Below are 14,868 nucleotides of genomic sequence, written 5' to 3' on the forward strand. Positions count from 1 at the left end.
ACCCTCGTCAATCGGATGTTTCTTTCGAGGACGGGGACGAGGGCGGGGGGGCGAGGCGAAACTGAGGGTCCACTCAGGTCGAAGGCCGCTGCGTGCTCTGCGGCCCCAGTGAAGCACGATGTTCCAACTGCAGGTGTCACGTGACAGCCAGAGCTGTCACATCATCACGATGTTCCAGCTGGAGGTGTCACATGACAGCCAGAGCTGTCACATTGACGTGCGGCGCTGCTCTGAGGCGCCTCAGAAGCCTGAAGCCACCTCTCTCCGCGCGGAAAATCGCACAACCCCATGCGACTTCCATGCACACCACGCCCGATAGCCTGTGCGCCTGTCAGGTCGCCACCCAGCTCTCCCCCGGTTCGTCCTCAAGACAAACAAAACCCTGACAAGAGATTTGGGGTCGCCACCCATTGAATCACGCGCGAGCTCCGCAGGACCAGACTGCCGCCAGGGTACCTGTAGCCACCTTCGCGCACCGCCTTTGCGTGGGTGAACGGCCTGCTGAGCGCCCCTTACACGCCCGGGTTAACCACGTCACCAGGGTGGACAACGGTGCGGGGCTGCACGAATGGGGGAGTACGGCTCAGGTCCACCACGCCACCGGGGTGGACACGCCACTGTCCACCACGCTACCGGGGTGGACACGCCACTGTCCACCACGCCACCGGGGTGGACACGCCACTGTCCACCACGCCACCGGGGTGGACAACGGTGCGGGGCTGCACGAATGGGGGAGTACGGCTCAGGTCCACCACGCTACCGGGGTGGACACGTCAAGCCACAGGCGTGCATGCGGTTGGAGCCCGTGCTCTTCACACGCACGGTAAAACAGGAGAGACAGCTCGGACAGGGGCGAGCGATGAAAAAGAGGTGAAGGCAGCTGGGCCGCCTGCGCAGTGCTCGCGTGCCCCGTGCGAAGCAAGCCAGGAGACGCAACGTTCGAGGCGCTGAACAGTGAGGCGTTTCCGCCATGCTCGCGCGCCGCCTTGTGCGAAGCCCTCCACGGCGGCCTTCCCCTGGACGGGCTCAGGTGGCGTCGAATCTCGCCACGAACGGCACCTCTGGCGCAAAGCCCGTGTCACGGCAGACCACTGAGCCGAGCTCGCGCCCTCCGCGCAGGACCCGCACGCGCAGCCCATCGACCTCCACCGCGTCGCCTTCCTCGAGCCAGGGGGCCAGGACGTTGCCGGCGGCGTCGCTCCCCTCGTACATCCAACGGGTGTAGTCGATGCGATTGGCCTGGGCCTCGCCCTCGAAGAAGTACAGCTTGCGCTCGCGCAGAACGAGTGCCGGCATCCGCGTGTGGCGGTCGATGGCCGCGACCAGGGTCGGCTCGAGGCGCTCGATGTCGGCGCGCAGGGCCCCCACCCGCTCTATGGTGGCCGCACACGAGAACGTGCAGGGCATGTGGTAGACCCACGAATAGGTGCGGTCCTTGGCCAGCGGGTTGCAGAATGGATGCAGCGTGCGCGAGCGGCGGAAGATCTCCCACAGGAAGCTGTAGGCCCGGTCACGCAGCAGGGCGGGTAGCCGAGATGGCGCCCGTAGCTCAGCACGTCGGCGCGGGGTGCCCAGAGCACCCGGTCGCGGATCACCAGCGGATACCACATGCCGTGGCGCAGCCGCTCTGGGTCGCGCGAGATGAAGACGTGGACGCGGGCCCCCATCGACGCCCATCCGCCTTCCGGAGGACACGCTTCGAGGGGGGCGCCGTAGGCGCTGGTGCTGGCGATGCTCTCACGGCCCAGCACCCGCTCGGGCATCTTCTCCTTATCGACCATGACGAAGACGCTCTCGGCCTCCACGTGCAGGCCGTAGGCCGCGCACACGTCGCGCAGGGCCTGCAGCCGGTCGACCTCGATCCAGTCGTCGAAGAGCGGCTTGTGTCCCAGCGCCGTGGCCATGAAGTTCACGATCTGCGAGCTGTGGCCGCGCAGCTCGCACCAGTCGCGACCGAATCGCTCGGGAAGGTAGGGCTCGAACATCTGCCGGCGCGAATTCGCCTGTCACGACCGGTGGGCCTGCTCCGCCCCTGCGCCCGCAGGTTGCTGACCCGCTGCTGACCCGCGGCAGGGTTTGCCCCCGCGGGGACGGTACTGCCCGCATGTGCGACTGTCTCGCCTGATGGGCCTCACCACCGCGGCGGCGGTGATCGCGTCGATGGGGCTTGCCCTCTTCCTCGATGACGGTGCCGAGAAGGGGGCGTCCGCTCCCACGCCTTCCGCCGCCCGCTCATTCGCCGTTCCCCCATCCATCGCAGCGTCTCCCGCCACCGCACTGTCTCCCGCGACCGCGGCGTCTCCCGCGACCGCGGCGCCCTCCACCGACGCAACCTCGAACCGTCTCCATCCATACGGGCACGCCGCTCAGGGCTTCCCCGCGGGCCCCACGAGCGAGACCACCGTGACCTGTGTGCTCACGTTTCACAACCGTCATGATGCCTCGGTCGATGCGCGCCTCTTCCTTCCCGTTCCCGTGACGCGCCCTCCCGCGCTCGAGGTGCTGTCGGTGGCGCTGCCCCAAGGCGCGAGGGAGCTGCCCCCGGACGCTTCCGGCAATCGCCGCGTCCGCATCGATGTGCGCAACGTCGCAGCGGGCGGTGAGGCGCGCGTCGAGATGCAGGTGCGGGTGCGCACGCATCAGGTCGTGTCTGACGTCGACGCGCGTCTGTCGGGCAGCGGCCCGTGCACCGACCCGCCCCTGGCCCCTTTCCTCAAAGAGGAGCCGGAACTGCCGGTGGGCGATGCTGCGGTTCGCCGCGCGGCCGCCGATCTGACGCAGGGCGCGGGGAACAGATGGGACGGCCTGGTTCGCCTCTATGATTTCGTGCGCGGCCTGCGGTTCGAGATGGCTGCAGGCCCCCGGGATGTGCGCGAGGTGCTGCGCACCCGGGTGGCCCAGTGCGCCGACGCGGCGGCGCTGCTCGTCACGCTGGCGCGGGCGTCGGGTCTTCCCGCGCGTCGGGTTGGAGGGGTCTTCCTGCCCGACGAGGCGTCTTCCACCGCGGAGCTGCACGACTGGGCCGAGGTCTGGGTCTCTCCTTTTGAATGGGTGGCCGTCGACCCCACCATGGGGCGGTTCGACGACATGACCCGCGCGTCGCGGCTGGCGGCGCAGATGATGGGCTACGTGGCCCTGTGGAGCGGTCCGGATCGGGTCTTCAGCGTGGAGATCTCCCCGCGGGCCCCGCAGCCTCAGGCGACCGACCTGTCGGTGTCGTTTCGCTGGACGCCGCCGCGCATGACCCGCGCGTCGTCGCTGCTGGCGCGCTTCCCCGCACCTCACGCGCGGTCCTCGGCGAGGGCTGGGTCTGGCGACGAGACAGCGCGGCGCGCCGAGGCGAGCGTGGCGCTCGCGCAGGCACAGGATCTGGCGCACGCGCGCCAGACCGGACGCGCGCTCGCTGCACTGCAGCGCGCCATCGACGCTGTTCCCGCAGATCCGGTTGCCTGGAACACCGTCATCAACACCTATGCCGCCCTCGAGATCTGGGACGGCGTGGCCCTGGCCGCCGAGCGTGCCGGTGCATTGATGCCTGGTCAGGTTGATTTCCCCCGCGCCGTGGCGCAGGCGTGCATGCGCCAGCGGAACTACCCGCGCGCTCGCGACGCCTTCCGCGAGGCCCTCGCCCTGACGCCCGGCGACGGCTGGATGCACGCCATGCGGGGGTGGGCCTTGCGCGAGTGCGGCGATCGCGATGGAGCGCGCGCCGAGATCACCACCGGACTGCGTCTGGGCATCGACGGCTCGGAGCGGTCGTTCTTCGAGAAGATGCGCGATGCGCTGGGGCCGAGTCCTCTGCCTTGAAACCGCCCGCAGGTTTGTGTCACAATTCACAACAACGCGGCGCCCGCCTGCTCCGGCCCGATGCGGCTCGAGGCGTGGGCGCCACACGTCAGGTCCGGGACGCGCTGCCCCCCGAGCGCGCCCAACACCAGAGGAGTAAGAGTTGAGCCAGCGCGTCATCATCGTGGGTGCCGGAGTCTGCGGCCTCACGCTCGCCTATCACGTGGCGCGCGCGGGCCTTCCCGTCACGCTCCTCGAGAAGCGGGGCGGCGTCGGCGGGCTGGCCCGCGGCTTCACCTACGGCGATCACCGCTTCGACCTCGGTCCTCATCGCTTCCACAGCCCTGTGAACAAGGTGATGACCTTCATCAATGATGTTCTCGGGCAAGACTCAGCCAGCATCACGCGCTCGAGCTCGGTGCACTTCCTGGGCAAGTACCACGACTGGCCGCTCAAGCTCAAGACGGTTTTCCAGCTGCCGCCCCTGGTGTCGGTCCGGGCCTTCTTCGATCTCCTCAACAAGTCGAAGCACCATGACCCGGGAAACCCCTCGTTCGAGAACTACGTGCTCGGAAAGTACGGCCGCACCTTGTACTCGCTCTTCTTCAAGGAGTACACCGAGAAGTTCCTCGGCATCCCGGCGGCCGACACGCATCAGAACTGGGCGAAGATCGGCGTCGACCGCGCCACCATCGACGAGAAGGTCAACACGGCGACGCTTCAGCATCTCGTCAAGATGATGCTCATCCCGCGTCCGCGCGAGATGAACTTCATCTACCCGCCGGGCGGGGTGCACGTTCTGTGCGACAAGCTGCGCGAGCGCCTGATCGAGATGGGGGCCGACGTGCGCCAGAACGCGTCGCCCACGGCGCTCCTCTCTTCTGAGGGGCGGGTGCGCAAGGTGATCACGGCCGAAGGTCCCATCGAGTGCGGCCATCTTGTCTGGACCGCCCCCATCGACGAGCTGTGCCAGCTGCTGGGCCTCCCGGATCCCGACCTGCAGTACCTGTCGCTGCTGCTCTTCAACGCCATGACGAACAAGCCGGATGTGCACAAGGTGCAGTGGTGCTACTACGGCGCGCCCGATCTCATCTTCTCGCGCATCTCGTACCCAGGGCAGTTCCATGACAGCATGGTGCCCAAGGGCCGTGGCGCCATGTGCATCGAGGTGACCTGTCGCGAGGGCGATGAGCGCTGGAACGACCCGGAGCGTCTGCTGCCCGCGGTGCGGCGTGACCTCGAGCGGGTCGGCGCCGTGCGCGACCTGCGTCACATCGACGATGTGCGCATCGAGCGCGTCGACCACGCCTATCCCATCTACGACATCAAGTACCGCGACAAGCTGGCGGCCACCAAGCAGCGCCTCGAGGGGTGGAAGAACCTCATGCTGGGCGGGCGCACCGGCATGTTCTGGTACAACAACATGGATCACTCCATCGCCAACGCCTTTCAGATCAGCAAGAAGATCCTCGGCTCTACGCTGCGCGAAGCCCCCGACCTCGCCTACGGCGGACAGGCCCGGCAGGTGCTCGATGAGCTCAGCCGCGATGGTCGGCAGGGCGTTGTTCTTGCTCCAGGAGGGATGTAGCCGTGATCATTCCGCGCTTTGATCTCGCCATCGACGCCCCACTGCTGCTGCGCGCCGCACAACGCATCGCTCGTGGTGGGAGACATGATGACGCGGGTGCTGTTCGCCACTTCGAGGCAGACTTTGCCCGTTGGCTGTCGGCGGATGCATCGGCCGTGTTCGTTCCGTCGGCCCGCGGCGGGCTGTATCTCATCTTGCAGGCGCTGCGCCGCACCGGACGCATCGACGCGCGGCGCCGCTTCGTCATCGTGCCCGCCTGGACCCACGCCTCGGTGCCCGCCGTGGTGGCGGGAGCGGGGTTCGCGCCGTGGTACGTCGACTGCGATGACGCGACATTGAATGCCGAGGTCGACGCGGTGCCCGCCGAGGTGTGGAAGCAGGCGGCTGCCGTGGTGGTGACCCACCTCTACGGGGTGCCCGCCCGCACCGAAGCCTGGGTCTCTCGAGCACGGGAGTACGGCGTGGCTGTCATCGAGGACTGCGCCCAGGCCATGGGCGCGCGCACCGAGAGCGGCGAGCGCTGCGGGTCGCTGGGCGACGCTTCGTACTTCAGCTTCTTGCTCACGAAGAACTTCACCACCCTGGGCGGAGGCATGGTGGCCACGCGCGACGCCGATCTGCACGCTGCCCTGCGCGAGGGGGTATCCGACCGGCCGGCGCCCCCCGGTCGCGGGCTTCTCATTCAGGCCGTGAAGGGGCTTGCCTTCCGCGCGGCCACGCGCCCCCTGGTCTTTGGCGCCACGGTGTACCCCGCGCTTCGCGCGGGCTGGGCGCTCACGGGGCGCGACCTGCTTCATGAGGCCTTCGACGAGAAGATCACGTTCACGCCGCCGCGCGGGGCCCTGGCGTGCCCCGCCGCGGTGCAGGCCGATCTCGGACGCGCGCTGCTGCCTCGGCTCGACGCGGCCAATGCGCGTCGCACCGCCATCGGCAAGCGCCTGCATACACTGCTGGGCGGCATTCCGGGGCTTCGCCTGCCGTCTTGGCACCCCGGGGCGGAGCCCATCTTCATGAGCTTCGTGATTCGGGTGCCGCGCAGGTACGAGTTCATGCGCGCCCTGCTGGGGCGGGGCGTCGATACCTCACCGGGGTACTTGAGCGCCTGCCATTCGATGACGTTCCCGATTGTTGGTGACACGACTGTCGCAGACGACGCGCCGCCGGTCTTCGCGTGCCCCAACGCCGACGCGCTGGGGCGCGAGCAGGTTCATCTGCCCATCTACCCTCGGCTCAGCGATCGCGAGGTCGAGGCCATTGCTCAAGCGGTGCACGCCAGCGCTGAAGCGATGCGCCTCGGAACCGACCGCGAATCCTCTCTCCAGTCCTCCAACACATTGGTGAAACGGTGACGCCATGTCGAAGATGAAGGTGCTCCTCGTCAACCCCCCTCGAGAGAACAGCATCTACTCGGAGGTTCCCACCACGGTGAACGCCGAGATCAACTCCATCCCGCCGCTCGGGCTGCTCTACCTTGAGTCGCACCTCGCGCACCACACGGAGCACGAGGCGAAGATCATCGACTGCCAGGCCGACAGCATCACCCACGCCGGCCTCGAGCAGATCATCCGCGACGAGAACCCGCATCTCGTCGGGGTGACCGGCCACACCCACGATCTGGTCGACATCCTTGCGGTGTCGAAGATGGTGAAGCGCGTGCACCCGGAGATCGCTGTCTGGTGGGGTGGCCCGCACGTCACGTCGTTCCCGCGTGAGTCGATGCACTTCCCTGAGGTCGATGGCGCCATTCCCAAGGAGGGTGAGGTGCCGTTCACCGAGGTGGTGGAGACCCTCTCGAAGGGGGGCGATCTCTCGCAGGTGAAGGGCATCTTGTTCCGCCGCAAGGGCGAGGTGGTGCAGACCCCGCCCGCGCCCACGGTGAACGACCTCGACAGCCTGCCCATGCCGCGTCGTGAGATTCTCGACGTGAAGAAGTACTACTACCTGCTGGGCGACGAGGTCACCGCAACCTCGCTCATCTCGAGCCGCGGATGCCCCTACAACTGCAACTTCTGCAACACGCCGGGCCGCAAGACGTGGCGCCACCGCAGCGCGCGCAACGTGGTCGACGAGATGGAGGCGTGCGTGCGCCTGGGCATCAAGGAGATCTACTTCGTCGACGACACCTTCAACGTCGACCGCGAACGCATCGACGACATCTGCCACGAGATCATCCGCCGGGGGCTCGAGGTGCGCTGGAACTTCCGCGCCCGCGTCAACCTGCTGCGCGCCGATCAGCTCACGCTGCTCGAGAAGGCCGGCTGCACGCGCATCCACGTGGGGGTCGAGGCGGGCAACAACGAGGGCATGAAGGGGCTGCGCAAGCAGCTCACCGTCGACAAGGTGAAAGACGGCTTCAAGCTGCTCAAGAAGACGAAGATGCACACCGTCTGCTACTTCATGATTGGCAGCCCGCACGAGCGCACCCGCGAAGACATCATGGAGACCATCGACTTCGCCATCGATCTCGACCCGGACTACGTGCTCTTCGGCATCATGACACCGTACCCCGACACCGACATCTTTCGCGATGGGGTGAAGAAGGGCATCCTCGACCCGGATCACTGGCAGCGTTTCATTCTCGATCCCAAGCCGGGCTTCAAGCCCCAGATGTGGACCGAGCACATGTCTGAAGACGATCTCAACGAGATGCTCGAGATCGCCTTCAAGCGCTTCTACATCCGCCCCAAGCTCTTGTTCAAGAAGCTCATCGAGATCCGCAACATCAAGGACTTCGGTCGCAAGCTCAAGGCCGGCTGGTCGATCGCGAAGCTCTGATGCGCGTCGCCTCGCTGCTCTCGGCCCTGGTCACGCGGCGCACGCCGTACTACGTGCACTTCGGGGTCACGCATCGCTGCAACCTCACCTGCAAGATGTGCGGCATCTGGAAGATGGGCGACAAGCGGTCGGAGATGTCGGTCGATCAGATCCGCGCCATGGCAGCGAACCTGCGCGAGCTGGGCACGGGGGTGGTGAGCATCGGGGGCGGCGAGCCGCTGCTCCGCGACGATCTTCCCGAGATCGTGCGCGCCTTCTTCGATCAGGGAATGGAGGTGCGCCTGCTCACCAACGGCTACACGCGCACCAGCGGCGCAGAGCGCAACGTGAGGTTCCTCGATGAGGTGTTCGCCACCGGGGTGAAACACGTCTCGATCTCGCTCGACACCATCGATCCCAAGCGCTTCGATGAGATCTGCGAGCGCGATGACGTGTGGCAGTCGGCCATCGACACCATCTCGCGCTTCGCGCGCGTGGTGCGCCAGCGCGGGGGCACGGGCAACATCAACTGCGTGGTGTCTCGCGCCAACCTGCGCGAGCTGCCTCGAATGGTCGATCTGGCCGAGCGTCTCGGCTTCTGGATCTCGTTCATCCCCATCGAGGTGCACGAGTACGGAGGGCAGGTCATCGAGCGCGAGCGCGCCGACCGCATGTTCTTCACGAAGGCCGATCACGCCGAGCTCGACGAGATGTTCGGCCGCCTCATCGAGATGAAGCGCCAGGGGCGACGCATCTTCTCGAGCACGCCCTTCCTCGAGGAATCACTCGACGTGCTCAAGGGCGGCACGCCGCGCTGGCAGTGCCTGGCGGGGGCGCTGTTCTTCAGCGTGTCGCCGGAGGGGCGGTTCTCGATCTGTCACAAGTTCGATGGCACCGGGCAGACGCGTCAGCAGTACTACGTCTATGAGCCGCACTTTCCGCGGCAGTACCGGGACCCGGTCTTTCAAGACCAGTGCGCGCGCACCGCGCATCCGTGCAAGGCCTGCCTGCGCCCCTGCTGGGCCGAGGTGACCATGGCCTTCACCCATCCTCGCGCGTTCTACGAGATGGCCACCATCCAGCTGCATCACCCCATGCCCGCTGACATCCCGGACGTGGACACGGTGACGCGCGAGTTCGTGCCGCCCCCCGCTGCCGGAACAACCGTGCCCTAGCCAGGTGTCAGCGCGCGCGCGACGGGTTCTTTCGTGGAGCGTCGTGGGCGGGGTGGCGCTGGCCGGCCTCGCGGCGCGCGTGGCCTTCGCCGCCTGGTTCTCTCCGCTCTTGCTGGGCGATGCGTCGCACAACGTCTTCCTCGCGCAGAACATCTGGGCGGGGCGCGGCTATTCTTCGTGCACCCAGCCGCCTTTCAACCTCAACGGGAACCGCCCTCCCGGCTACGCGTTGCTGCTCGCCCCGCTCACGGGTCTCTTTGATTCGCCCGAGCACGTGGTTCCTTGGTTGCAGATGCTCATGGACGCGGCCGTCGCCGTGATGGTGGCTCGCCTGGTGGCGCGACGTCACGGTCACTGGGCGGGGATTGCCGCGGCCGCGTGCTGGTGGCTCTCTCCCGTCTCCATCGCGTTCAGCAGCCAGCTGCTCTCCTCGACCTTTGCCGCCCTGCTCGTTACGCTCCTGCTACGCGAGCTCGACCGCGATCCGGTGCGGCCGCTGGCGGTGGGCGTTACGGCGGGGGGCGCCGCGCTCACGGTCTCGGCGCTCGCTCCCACGGCCGCGTTGCTGGTTCTCATGGCAAGATCGCGCTTCTCGCGCCGCGGTCTGGGTCTGGCGCTCGCAGCCATGGGGCTGATGCTGGCGGTCTGGGGGGTGCGCAACCTGCAGGCGGGGGGGCGATTCACCCCGCTGACGCTGGTCTCGAGTGGGGGCCCTCTCTATGCCTCGATGGAGGAGGACGGGGTGGAGGACGTGGTGGTGCGTTCCGCGGGGGTCTACGATCGGTGGCTCGAGCAGTGGACGCCGCAGGGGATCGCGCTGGAGCGCGCCATGCAGCTTGATGGGGAGCTGCGCGCCGTCTGTGTCGACGAGATCGCGCATCGCCCGCGCGACCACGTCGAGCGACAGGCGCGACAGATCTGGAAGGCCTGGACCCGGCCCGATGGTCTCGTGCAGAACTGTCGCGTCGATCGAGCGGCGGACGTCATCCGGCCGGTGCTGCCCGGCGTGGCCGCGGCCTGGGAGTGCGCCACGCTCCTGCTCGCCCTCATCGGCCTGGCCCGCTGGCGCAGGCAGCTGCTGGCGCGTCAGGCCGCGGCTGCGGCGCTGCTCATCACGTTGTCGTATGGCTTCGTGCGCGCGGAGACGCGGTATCTCGTGCCGGCCCTGCCCGCGCTGGCGGTGCTGGTCGGCCTTGCGGTTTCAGCGGGGGAGCGAGATGTTGCGACAGAGCCTTGTCAGCGCACCTGAATCTGCCCTATATTCTCAACGTCCCCCCACATCGCTGAGAGGTTGTGCTCGTGCCAACGTCCCCCGTATCGATGCGGCGCGACCTGCGTGAGACCGCGAAGCGGCCCTTCACCGTCGTCTTCATCACCATCTACAGCGTTGAGAACGCAGGCATTCGCTACGTCTCCGCGGCGCTCAAGCGCGCAGGGTTCCAGACGTACTGCATCTTCCTGCGCGACTGGCGCCACAACCTGCTCGAGATGCCGTCAGAGAAAGAGTTCTCGATGGTCATGGAGCTGGTGCGCGAGAAGAAGCCCGATCTCATCGGCATCGGGTTCATGTCGAGCCTTTACCAGATGTCGCGCGAGCTCACCCGGCGCCTCAAGCACTGCTTCCCGGAGACGCCCGTCATCTGGGGGGGCATTCACGTCACGTCGGTACCGGAAGAGTGCATCGACGACGAAGCCGACATGCTCTGTCTGGGCGAGGGTGAGGAGGCCATGCTCGAGCTGTGCCAGCGCATGGCCGCGGGTGATGAATACACCGACGTGCGCAACATCTGGGTGAAGCGCGATGGCGAGGTGCATCGAAATCCGCTGCGCCCCCTGCTGCAAGACCTCGACTGGCTCCCGTACCCGGACATCGACTCCGAGACCAAGTACTACATCGATGACGGCAAGTGCCGCAACGAGGAGCCGTGGCTGCGCACGGCCGAGTACCGGATCTACTTCTCGCGCGGCTGCCCGTACAACTGCAGCTACTGCTACGTCAGCATCTTGCGCGACGTCTACAACGAGAAGGGCAAGAAGTACTACCGCCATCGCTCGGTGGGGCACATCATCGGCGAGATGGCCTATGTGATGTCGAAGTTCAAGCGCATCGGCCACGTGAAGGTCGATGACGACACATCGTTCGCCTTCGGCCAGGAGTGGCTCGACGAGTTCTGTCGCGAGTGGAAGGCGAAGGTCGACATCCCCTTCGAGTGCCTGCTCATCCCCCCGATGCTTCGCGAAGAGATGCTCGCCCAGCTGAAGCACGCAGGCCTCTTCCGCGTGCAGACCGGCATCGAGAGCGGCTCGGCCAAGGAGTCGAAGGAGATCTACAACCGCGCGCCCGGCAACAACGCCATCATGAAGTTCGGTGAGTTCAACCGGCGGCTTCAGCTCGACATGATCTACGACGTGATCATCGACAATCCGCACGCCACCGAAGAGATGAAGCTCGAGATGGCCGAGTTCCTCCTCGAGCTGCCGCGGCCGTACAAGATCTACTTCTACTCGCTCACCTACTTCCCCGGCACAATGCTCACCAAGGAGCTGCTGGCCAAGGGCGTCATCACCCCGGATGAGGTCGAGGGGCGCTCGACCAAGGCGTGGAAGCAGTTCCGTGTCTCGATGGACTGGCCCCGCAGCGACGAGGACCGATTCTACCTCGCCCTCTACTCGCTGGTGAGCAAGAGCTTCATTCCCAAGTCGCTCATCCGCAACCTCATCGACAGGCGTGCATTCTGGAAGAAGAAGCCGTGGCTCGAGCTGCTGTTCGGATTCGCCTGGGGCGCCAACCTGCTGCGCATGGTCGGGGTGGCCTGGGAGTACTGGCGGCGTGGTGATCTCACGTGGTTCAAGATCAAGCAGTACGCCAGCATCCGCAAGCTCATCTCGCAGTAGGGCAGGCCTCGTCGCTGTCTTCGGTGCGTCGACGCGCTGGGCGTCACTTCAGGCTGATGGTGACGATCTTCAGCGCGCCCTCGTCCTTGGGGACCCAGACCAGGAAGCCGTAGCTCCCGATGGGAGTGCTCTGCAGGCGGCTGCTTCGCGTGAGGCGCTGGCCGTTCGAGGTCACGATGCGCAGCACGACCTTGTCGGGCATCTTCTTGCCCAGGCCCACGACGGTGCCGGCCACGGTGTACTTATCGCCTACCTCGGCGACCCCGATGCGTGTGAGCGAGAGATGCGCGCGCACCAGCTCGTTGCTCACGTTGACCATGAGGAGGGCGCCCGGCAACTGCGCGCGGGCGGGAGAGGGGTGAGCGAAGGTGAGGGTGAGTGCCAGCAGCAGGCCGATGACGGACATCGATGCGCGCATGGGTCGAGAGGCGCTCGCGGCTACGGCTTGTCGAACTTGGTGCGGAGGCGCTCGTACTCGTCTTTGGAGAGGTGGTCCTTGAGGGCGTCGAGCGACTCCTGCTGGCTGACCGAGGGCTTGCTCTTCTTGTACGAGCGATAGGCCTCCTTGTTGGCCTCTTTGAAGACCTGCTTCATCTCGTCTCCGCTGAGGGTTCCCTGCGATTCGAAGTAGCGGATGGCCACCTCGCCCAGGCCGTAGGTCCAGCCGTAGACGAAGGGCGCGCTGACGAACTTGCCCACGAACGGGAACAGGTTGGCGACGATGAGCGTGGTGACCTGGCCGAACACGCTCACGCCGCTGGTGGCGGCGATGTAGGCGAGGATTCGTTCTGGCGGGTCTTGCACGCCGAACACCCGGGAGACCCGCAGAATCATGGCGGTCTGCACGGGGATGAGCAGCACGAGGTCGCTGAAGGGGAGCAGGAACGAGGTGAGCACGATGCCCGCGCTCCAGGCGCTGAACGAGCGGACGATGGCCCGCGCGCGTTCGACCGGGTCGCCGTCGATGCTGTCGAACGTGGGGCGATCGAGGTCGCTGAAGGTCGGCGGCTGCGCGGTCTGGCTGCCCGGCGCGTACGAGGAGGGCGTCACGAAACTGGCTGAAGCGTACGCGGGGGATGCCTGGGGTGGCGCGGCGGGTGACGGTGGGGTGACCTTCTGGCCCGGCTTCGACACGGCCGGCTGAACGCCGATGGGGGCCCCGCCCTTTCGTCGCCCCGAGCCGCCATCGACCTCCGCGCTGTAGGGGTTCTGGGGCGTGGCGGCGGTGTCATGCGTGAAGCGGATGGCTTTGCTCTGCTGAAGGCGGTTGCCGCACTTGTTGCAGAAGGTTGCCTTCTCGTTGGCGGCCGTGCCGCACTTGCCACAGAATCTTGCCATCAGCGTCGAACTCTCGCCTTCACTCGGCTTCTCGGACGTCGGAGACGTGCTCGCACGGTGGGCCTGCAAGCCTGTTGCGGCGAGTAGATGGGGCTTCGGGATGCCGGGGGGGCGACTCCTCCACGGAGCGGGCGGGGGCGCGCCCGCACGCCACCTCAGCGGGCGCGTGGCCTACCTGTGGATGATACCCAGGGCGATTGCGATCTCCACCACGATGAGCACAACGATGACCATCTCGAGCCAGAGGTTGCGCTGGGCGTTGGTGAGCTCGACGATGACGTCGACCCCTTCTTGTATCAGGCCCAGCTTGTACTCGAGGGCGCGGTAGCGAACCTCGATGTCGAGGGTCGTCTTCATCTGCTTGAAGAGGCGGTCGAGGGCGGCGTTGTCCCAGGTGCCTTCGGGTTCGTCGAGGATGTACATGCGCGAGACGAGATCGCGACGCGTCGACAGCGAGATGCCGATGAAGCGGATGGTGTCGCGGTTGTACCGCGGAAGACGTCCGTGTCGCTTCATGGGCTCGCTGATGGTCTCGGCGCTGTCGAGCAGCTGCTCGACCTGGCGCTCGTAGTGCTCGAGCGTGGCCGATTGTGCGAGCAGGAGCGCGAGGATGCTGATCTTGGCGCGCGACAGGTCGTTGAGAACCGCGAGATCGAACGAGACCCGCTCGGTGCCGGTCGACTCGATGATGACGCGGAAGTCGTCGCTGGTGGGCTCTTCGGCGATGGGGGTGAAGCGATCTCGCACGGCGGCGATGATGCGCGCCTGCTGTGCTGCGGACACGTTGAAGAAGGCCACCGAGCCGAAGTCGTAGAGCGCGGCCCACGCATCGGGCTCTTCGGGGACGCGTACCACGAGGTCGGTGCCGCTCGGATCGATGTGGTCTGGCGCCGGCATGCCCATCGACTCGACGAGCTCGATGGCCGTCTTGATGGAGAGCTTCTCCACCACGTGGAAGGCCACCATGGTGTAGCTGCTCGCGCTGGAAGTCGGAGTCGTCAAGAGCTCAGCGCGCGCGCGCCTCCAGGATCTCGAGCACCTTGGCCACCACCGGATCTTCCCCGGGCTTCTTCGGCGCGCCGAGGCCCGCATCGGGTCGAAGCTCGCCGCTCTTGCGCCGGGCTTCGATGAAGGCCAGCTGCTCTGGGGTGAGGGTCTGCTTGAGCTGCGTCTCGGTCTCGGTCATGATGCGGGTTGCCTCGAGCACCTTCTCGAGCGCGGGCTTGATCTTCGTCACCTGGTCATGGGTCAGGGGAAGCTGGGCGCTCTCGAGCTTGAGCAGGCCATCGACGAGATCGGAGAGGTTCCATTCCCCCTGGCCGGACGGCTGTC

14 protein-coding genes are annotated in these 14,868 nt (G+C 66.6%); 8 read left to right on the forward strand and 6 right to left on the reverse strand.

The annotated features are described in order from the left end of the window. The first annotated feature begins 118 nt into the window (after positions 1 to 118). Positions 119 to 319 carry a hypothetical protein gene (locus EB084_07945; GenBank protein NDD28182.1) on the forward strand — a complete coding sequence of 67 codons (201 nt, stop codon included), beginning with the start codon at positions 119 to 121 and terminating at the stop codon, positions 317 to 319. A gap of 707 nt (positions 320 to 1,026) precedes the next feature. Here EB084_07945 and EB084_07950 read toward each other — a convergent pair. Both EB084_07950 and EB084_07955 read right to left on the reverse strand, forming a co-directional pair. Then, positions 1,027 to 1,407 (reverse strand): hypothetical protein, encoded by a 381-nt coding sequence (locus EB084_07950; protein ID NDD28183.1) that lies wholly within the window; start codon positions 1,405 to 1,407, stop codon positions 1,027 to 1,029. Further along, entirely contained in the window at positions 1,374 to 1,985 is a 612-nt protein-coding gene (locus tag EB084_07955) for a hypothetical protein (GenBank protein ID NDD28184.1), read from the reverse strand. Before EB084_07955 ends, EB084_07950 begins: the two co-directional genes overlap by 34 nt. Positions 1,986 to 2,106: 121 nt before the next feature. On the opposite strand from EB084_07955, the gene EB084_07960 reads away from it, so the two are divergent. The 7 genes from EB084_07960 (at position 2,107) to EB084_07990 (ending at position 12,198) form a co-directional block, all read left to right on the forward strand. After that, a complete protein-coding gene (locus EB084_07960) occupies positions 2,107 to 3,807 on the forward strand; it encodes a hypothetical protein (protein ID NDD28185.1) in 1,701 nt (566 codons plus the stop codon). Positions 3,808 to 3,949: 142 nt separating this feature from the next. After that, complete coding sequence (locus EB084_07965) at positions 3,950 to 5,374, forward strand: FAD-dependent oxidoreductase (protein NDD28186.1); 1,425 nt, start codon at positions 3,950 to 3,952, stop codon at positions 5,372 to 5,374. Positions 5,375 to 5,376: 2 nt separating this feature from the next. Next, on the forward strand, positions 5,377 to 6,723 hold the full coding sequence (locus tag EB084_07970) for a hypothetical protein (GenBank protein NDD28187.1): 1,347 nt from the start codon (positions 5,377 to 5,379) through the stop codon (positions 6,721 to 6,723). 4 nt (positions 6,724 to 6,727) lie between these two features. Beyond that, positions 6,728 to 8,149, forward strand: coding sequence for a radical SAM protein (locus tag EB084_07975; protein ID NDD28188.1), 1,422 nt, complete (start codon positions 6,728 to 6,730; stop codon positions 8,147 to 8,149). After that, positions 8,149 to 9,303, forward strand: a complete 1,155-nt coding sequence (locus EB084_07980) for a radical SAM protein (protein NDD28189.1) — start codon at positions 8,149 to 8,151, stop codon at positions 9,301 to 9,303. Before EB084_07975 ends, EB084_07980 begins: the two co-directional genes overlap by 1 nt. Next, entirely contained in the window at positions 9,281 to 10,552 is a 1,272-nt protein-coding gene (locus EB084_07985; protein NDD28190.1) for a DUF2029 domain-containing protein, read from the forward strand. The genes EB084_07980 and EB084_07985 overlap by 23 nt, the downstream gene beginning before the upstream one ends. Positions 10,553 to 10,623: 71 nt before the next feature. Then, positions 10,624 to 12,198, forward strand: coding sequence for a radical SAM protein (locus tag EB084_07990; GenBank protein NDD28191.1), 1,575 nt, complete (start codon positions 10,624 to 10,626; stop codon positions 12,196 to 12,198). Positions 12,199 to 12,241: 43 nt separating this feature from the next. On the opposite strand, the gene EB084_07995 is transcribed toward EB084_07990, so the two are convergent. From EB084_07995 to EB084_08010, 4 genes are all read right to left on the reverse strand, one after another. Continuing rightward, positions 12,242 to 12,616: a hypothetical protein gene (locus EB084_07995; protein ID NDD28192.1), complete on the reverse strand. Its 375-nt coding sequence runs from the start codon at positions 12,614 to 12,616 to the stop codon at positions 12,242 to 12,244. Positions 12,617 to 12,636: 20 nt separating this feature from the next. Next, entirely contained in the window at positions 12,637 to 13,536 is a 900-nt protein-coding gene (locus EB084_08000; GenBank protein ID NDD28193.1) for a hypothetical protein, read from the reverse strand. 171 nt (positions 13,537 to 13,707) lie between these two features. After that, the gene (locus EB084_08005) at positions 13,708 to 14,628 is read right to left on the reverse strand and encodes an RMD1 family protein (protein ID NDD28194.1); all 921 of its coding nucleotides are present in this window, start codon (positions 14,626 to 14,628) and stop codon (positions 13,708 to 13,710) included. Further along, a partial coding sequence (locus EB084_08010; protein NDD28195.1) for a hypothetical protein occupies positions 14,543 to 14,868 on the reverse strand: 326 nt, incomplete at its 5' end. The genes EB084_08005 and EB084_08010, both read right to left, overlap by 86 nt.

The organism is Pseudomonadota bacterium (genome assembly GCA_010028905.1).
In the GTDB taxonomy this organism is placed as follows: domain Bacteria; phylum Vulcanimicrobiota; class Xenobia; order RGZZ01; family RGZZ01; genus RGZZ01.

What these genes read in the sequence shown, in the direction of transcription:
- EB084_07975 (NDD28188.1), top strand. Translation starts at nt 6,728, where the DNA reads ATGTCGAAGATGAAGGTGCTCCTCGTCAACCCCCCTCGAGAGAACAGC.
- EB084_07995 (NDD28192.1), bottom strand. Translation starts at nt 12,616, where the DNA reads ATGCGCGCATCGATGTCCGTCATCGGCCTGCTGCTGGCACTCACCCTC.
- EB084_08005 (NDD28194.1), bottom strand. Translation starts at nt 14,628, where the DNA reads ATGCGGGCCTCGGCGCGCCGAAGAAGCCCGGGGAAGATCCGGTGGTGG.
- EB084_07945 (NDD28182.1), top strand. Translation starts at nt 119, where the DNA reads ATGTTCCAACTGCAGGTGTCACGTGACAGCCAGAGCTGTCACATCATC.
- EB084_08000 (NDD28193.1), bottom strand. Translation starts at nt 13,536, where the DNA reads ATGGCAAGATTCTGTGGCAAGTGCGGCACGGCCGCCAACGAGAAGGCA.
- EB084_07950 (NDD28183.1), bottom strand. Translation starts at nt 1,407, where the DNA reads ATGCCCTGCACGTTCTCGTGTGCGGCCACCATAGAGCGGGTGGGGGCC.
- EB084_07980 (NDD28189.1), top strand. Translation starts at nt 8,149, where the DNA reads ATGCGCGTCGCCTCGCTGCTCTCGGCCCTGGTCACGCGGCGCACGCCG.
- EB084_07955 (NDD28184.1), bottom strand. Translation starts at nt 1,985, where the DNA reads ATGTTCGAGCCCTACCTTCCCGAGCGATTCGGTCGCGACTGGTGCGAG.
- EB084_07990 (NDD28191.1), top strand. Translation starts at nt 10,624, where the DNA reads ATGCGGCGCGACCTGCGTGAGACCGCGAAGCGGCCCTTCACCGTCGTC.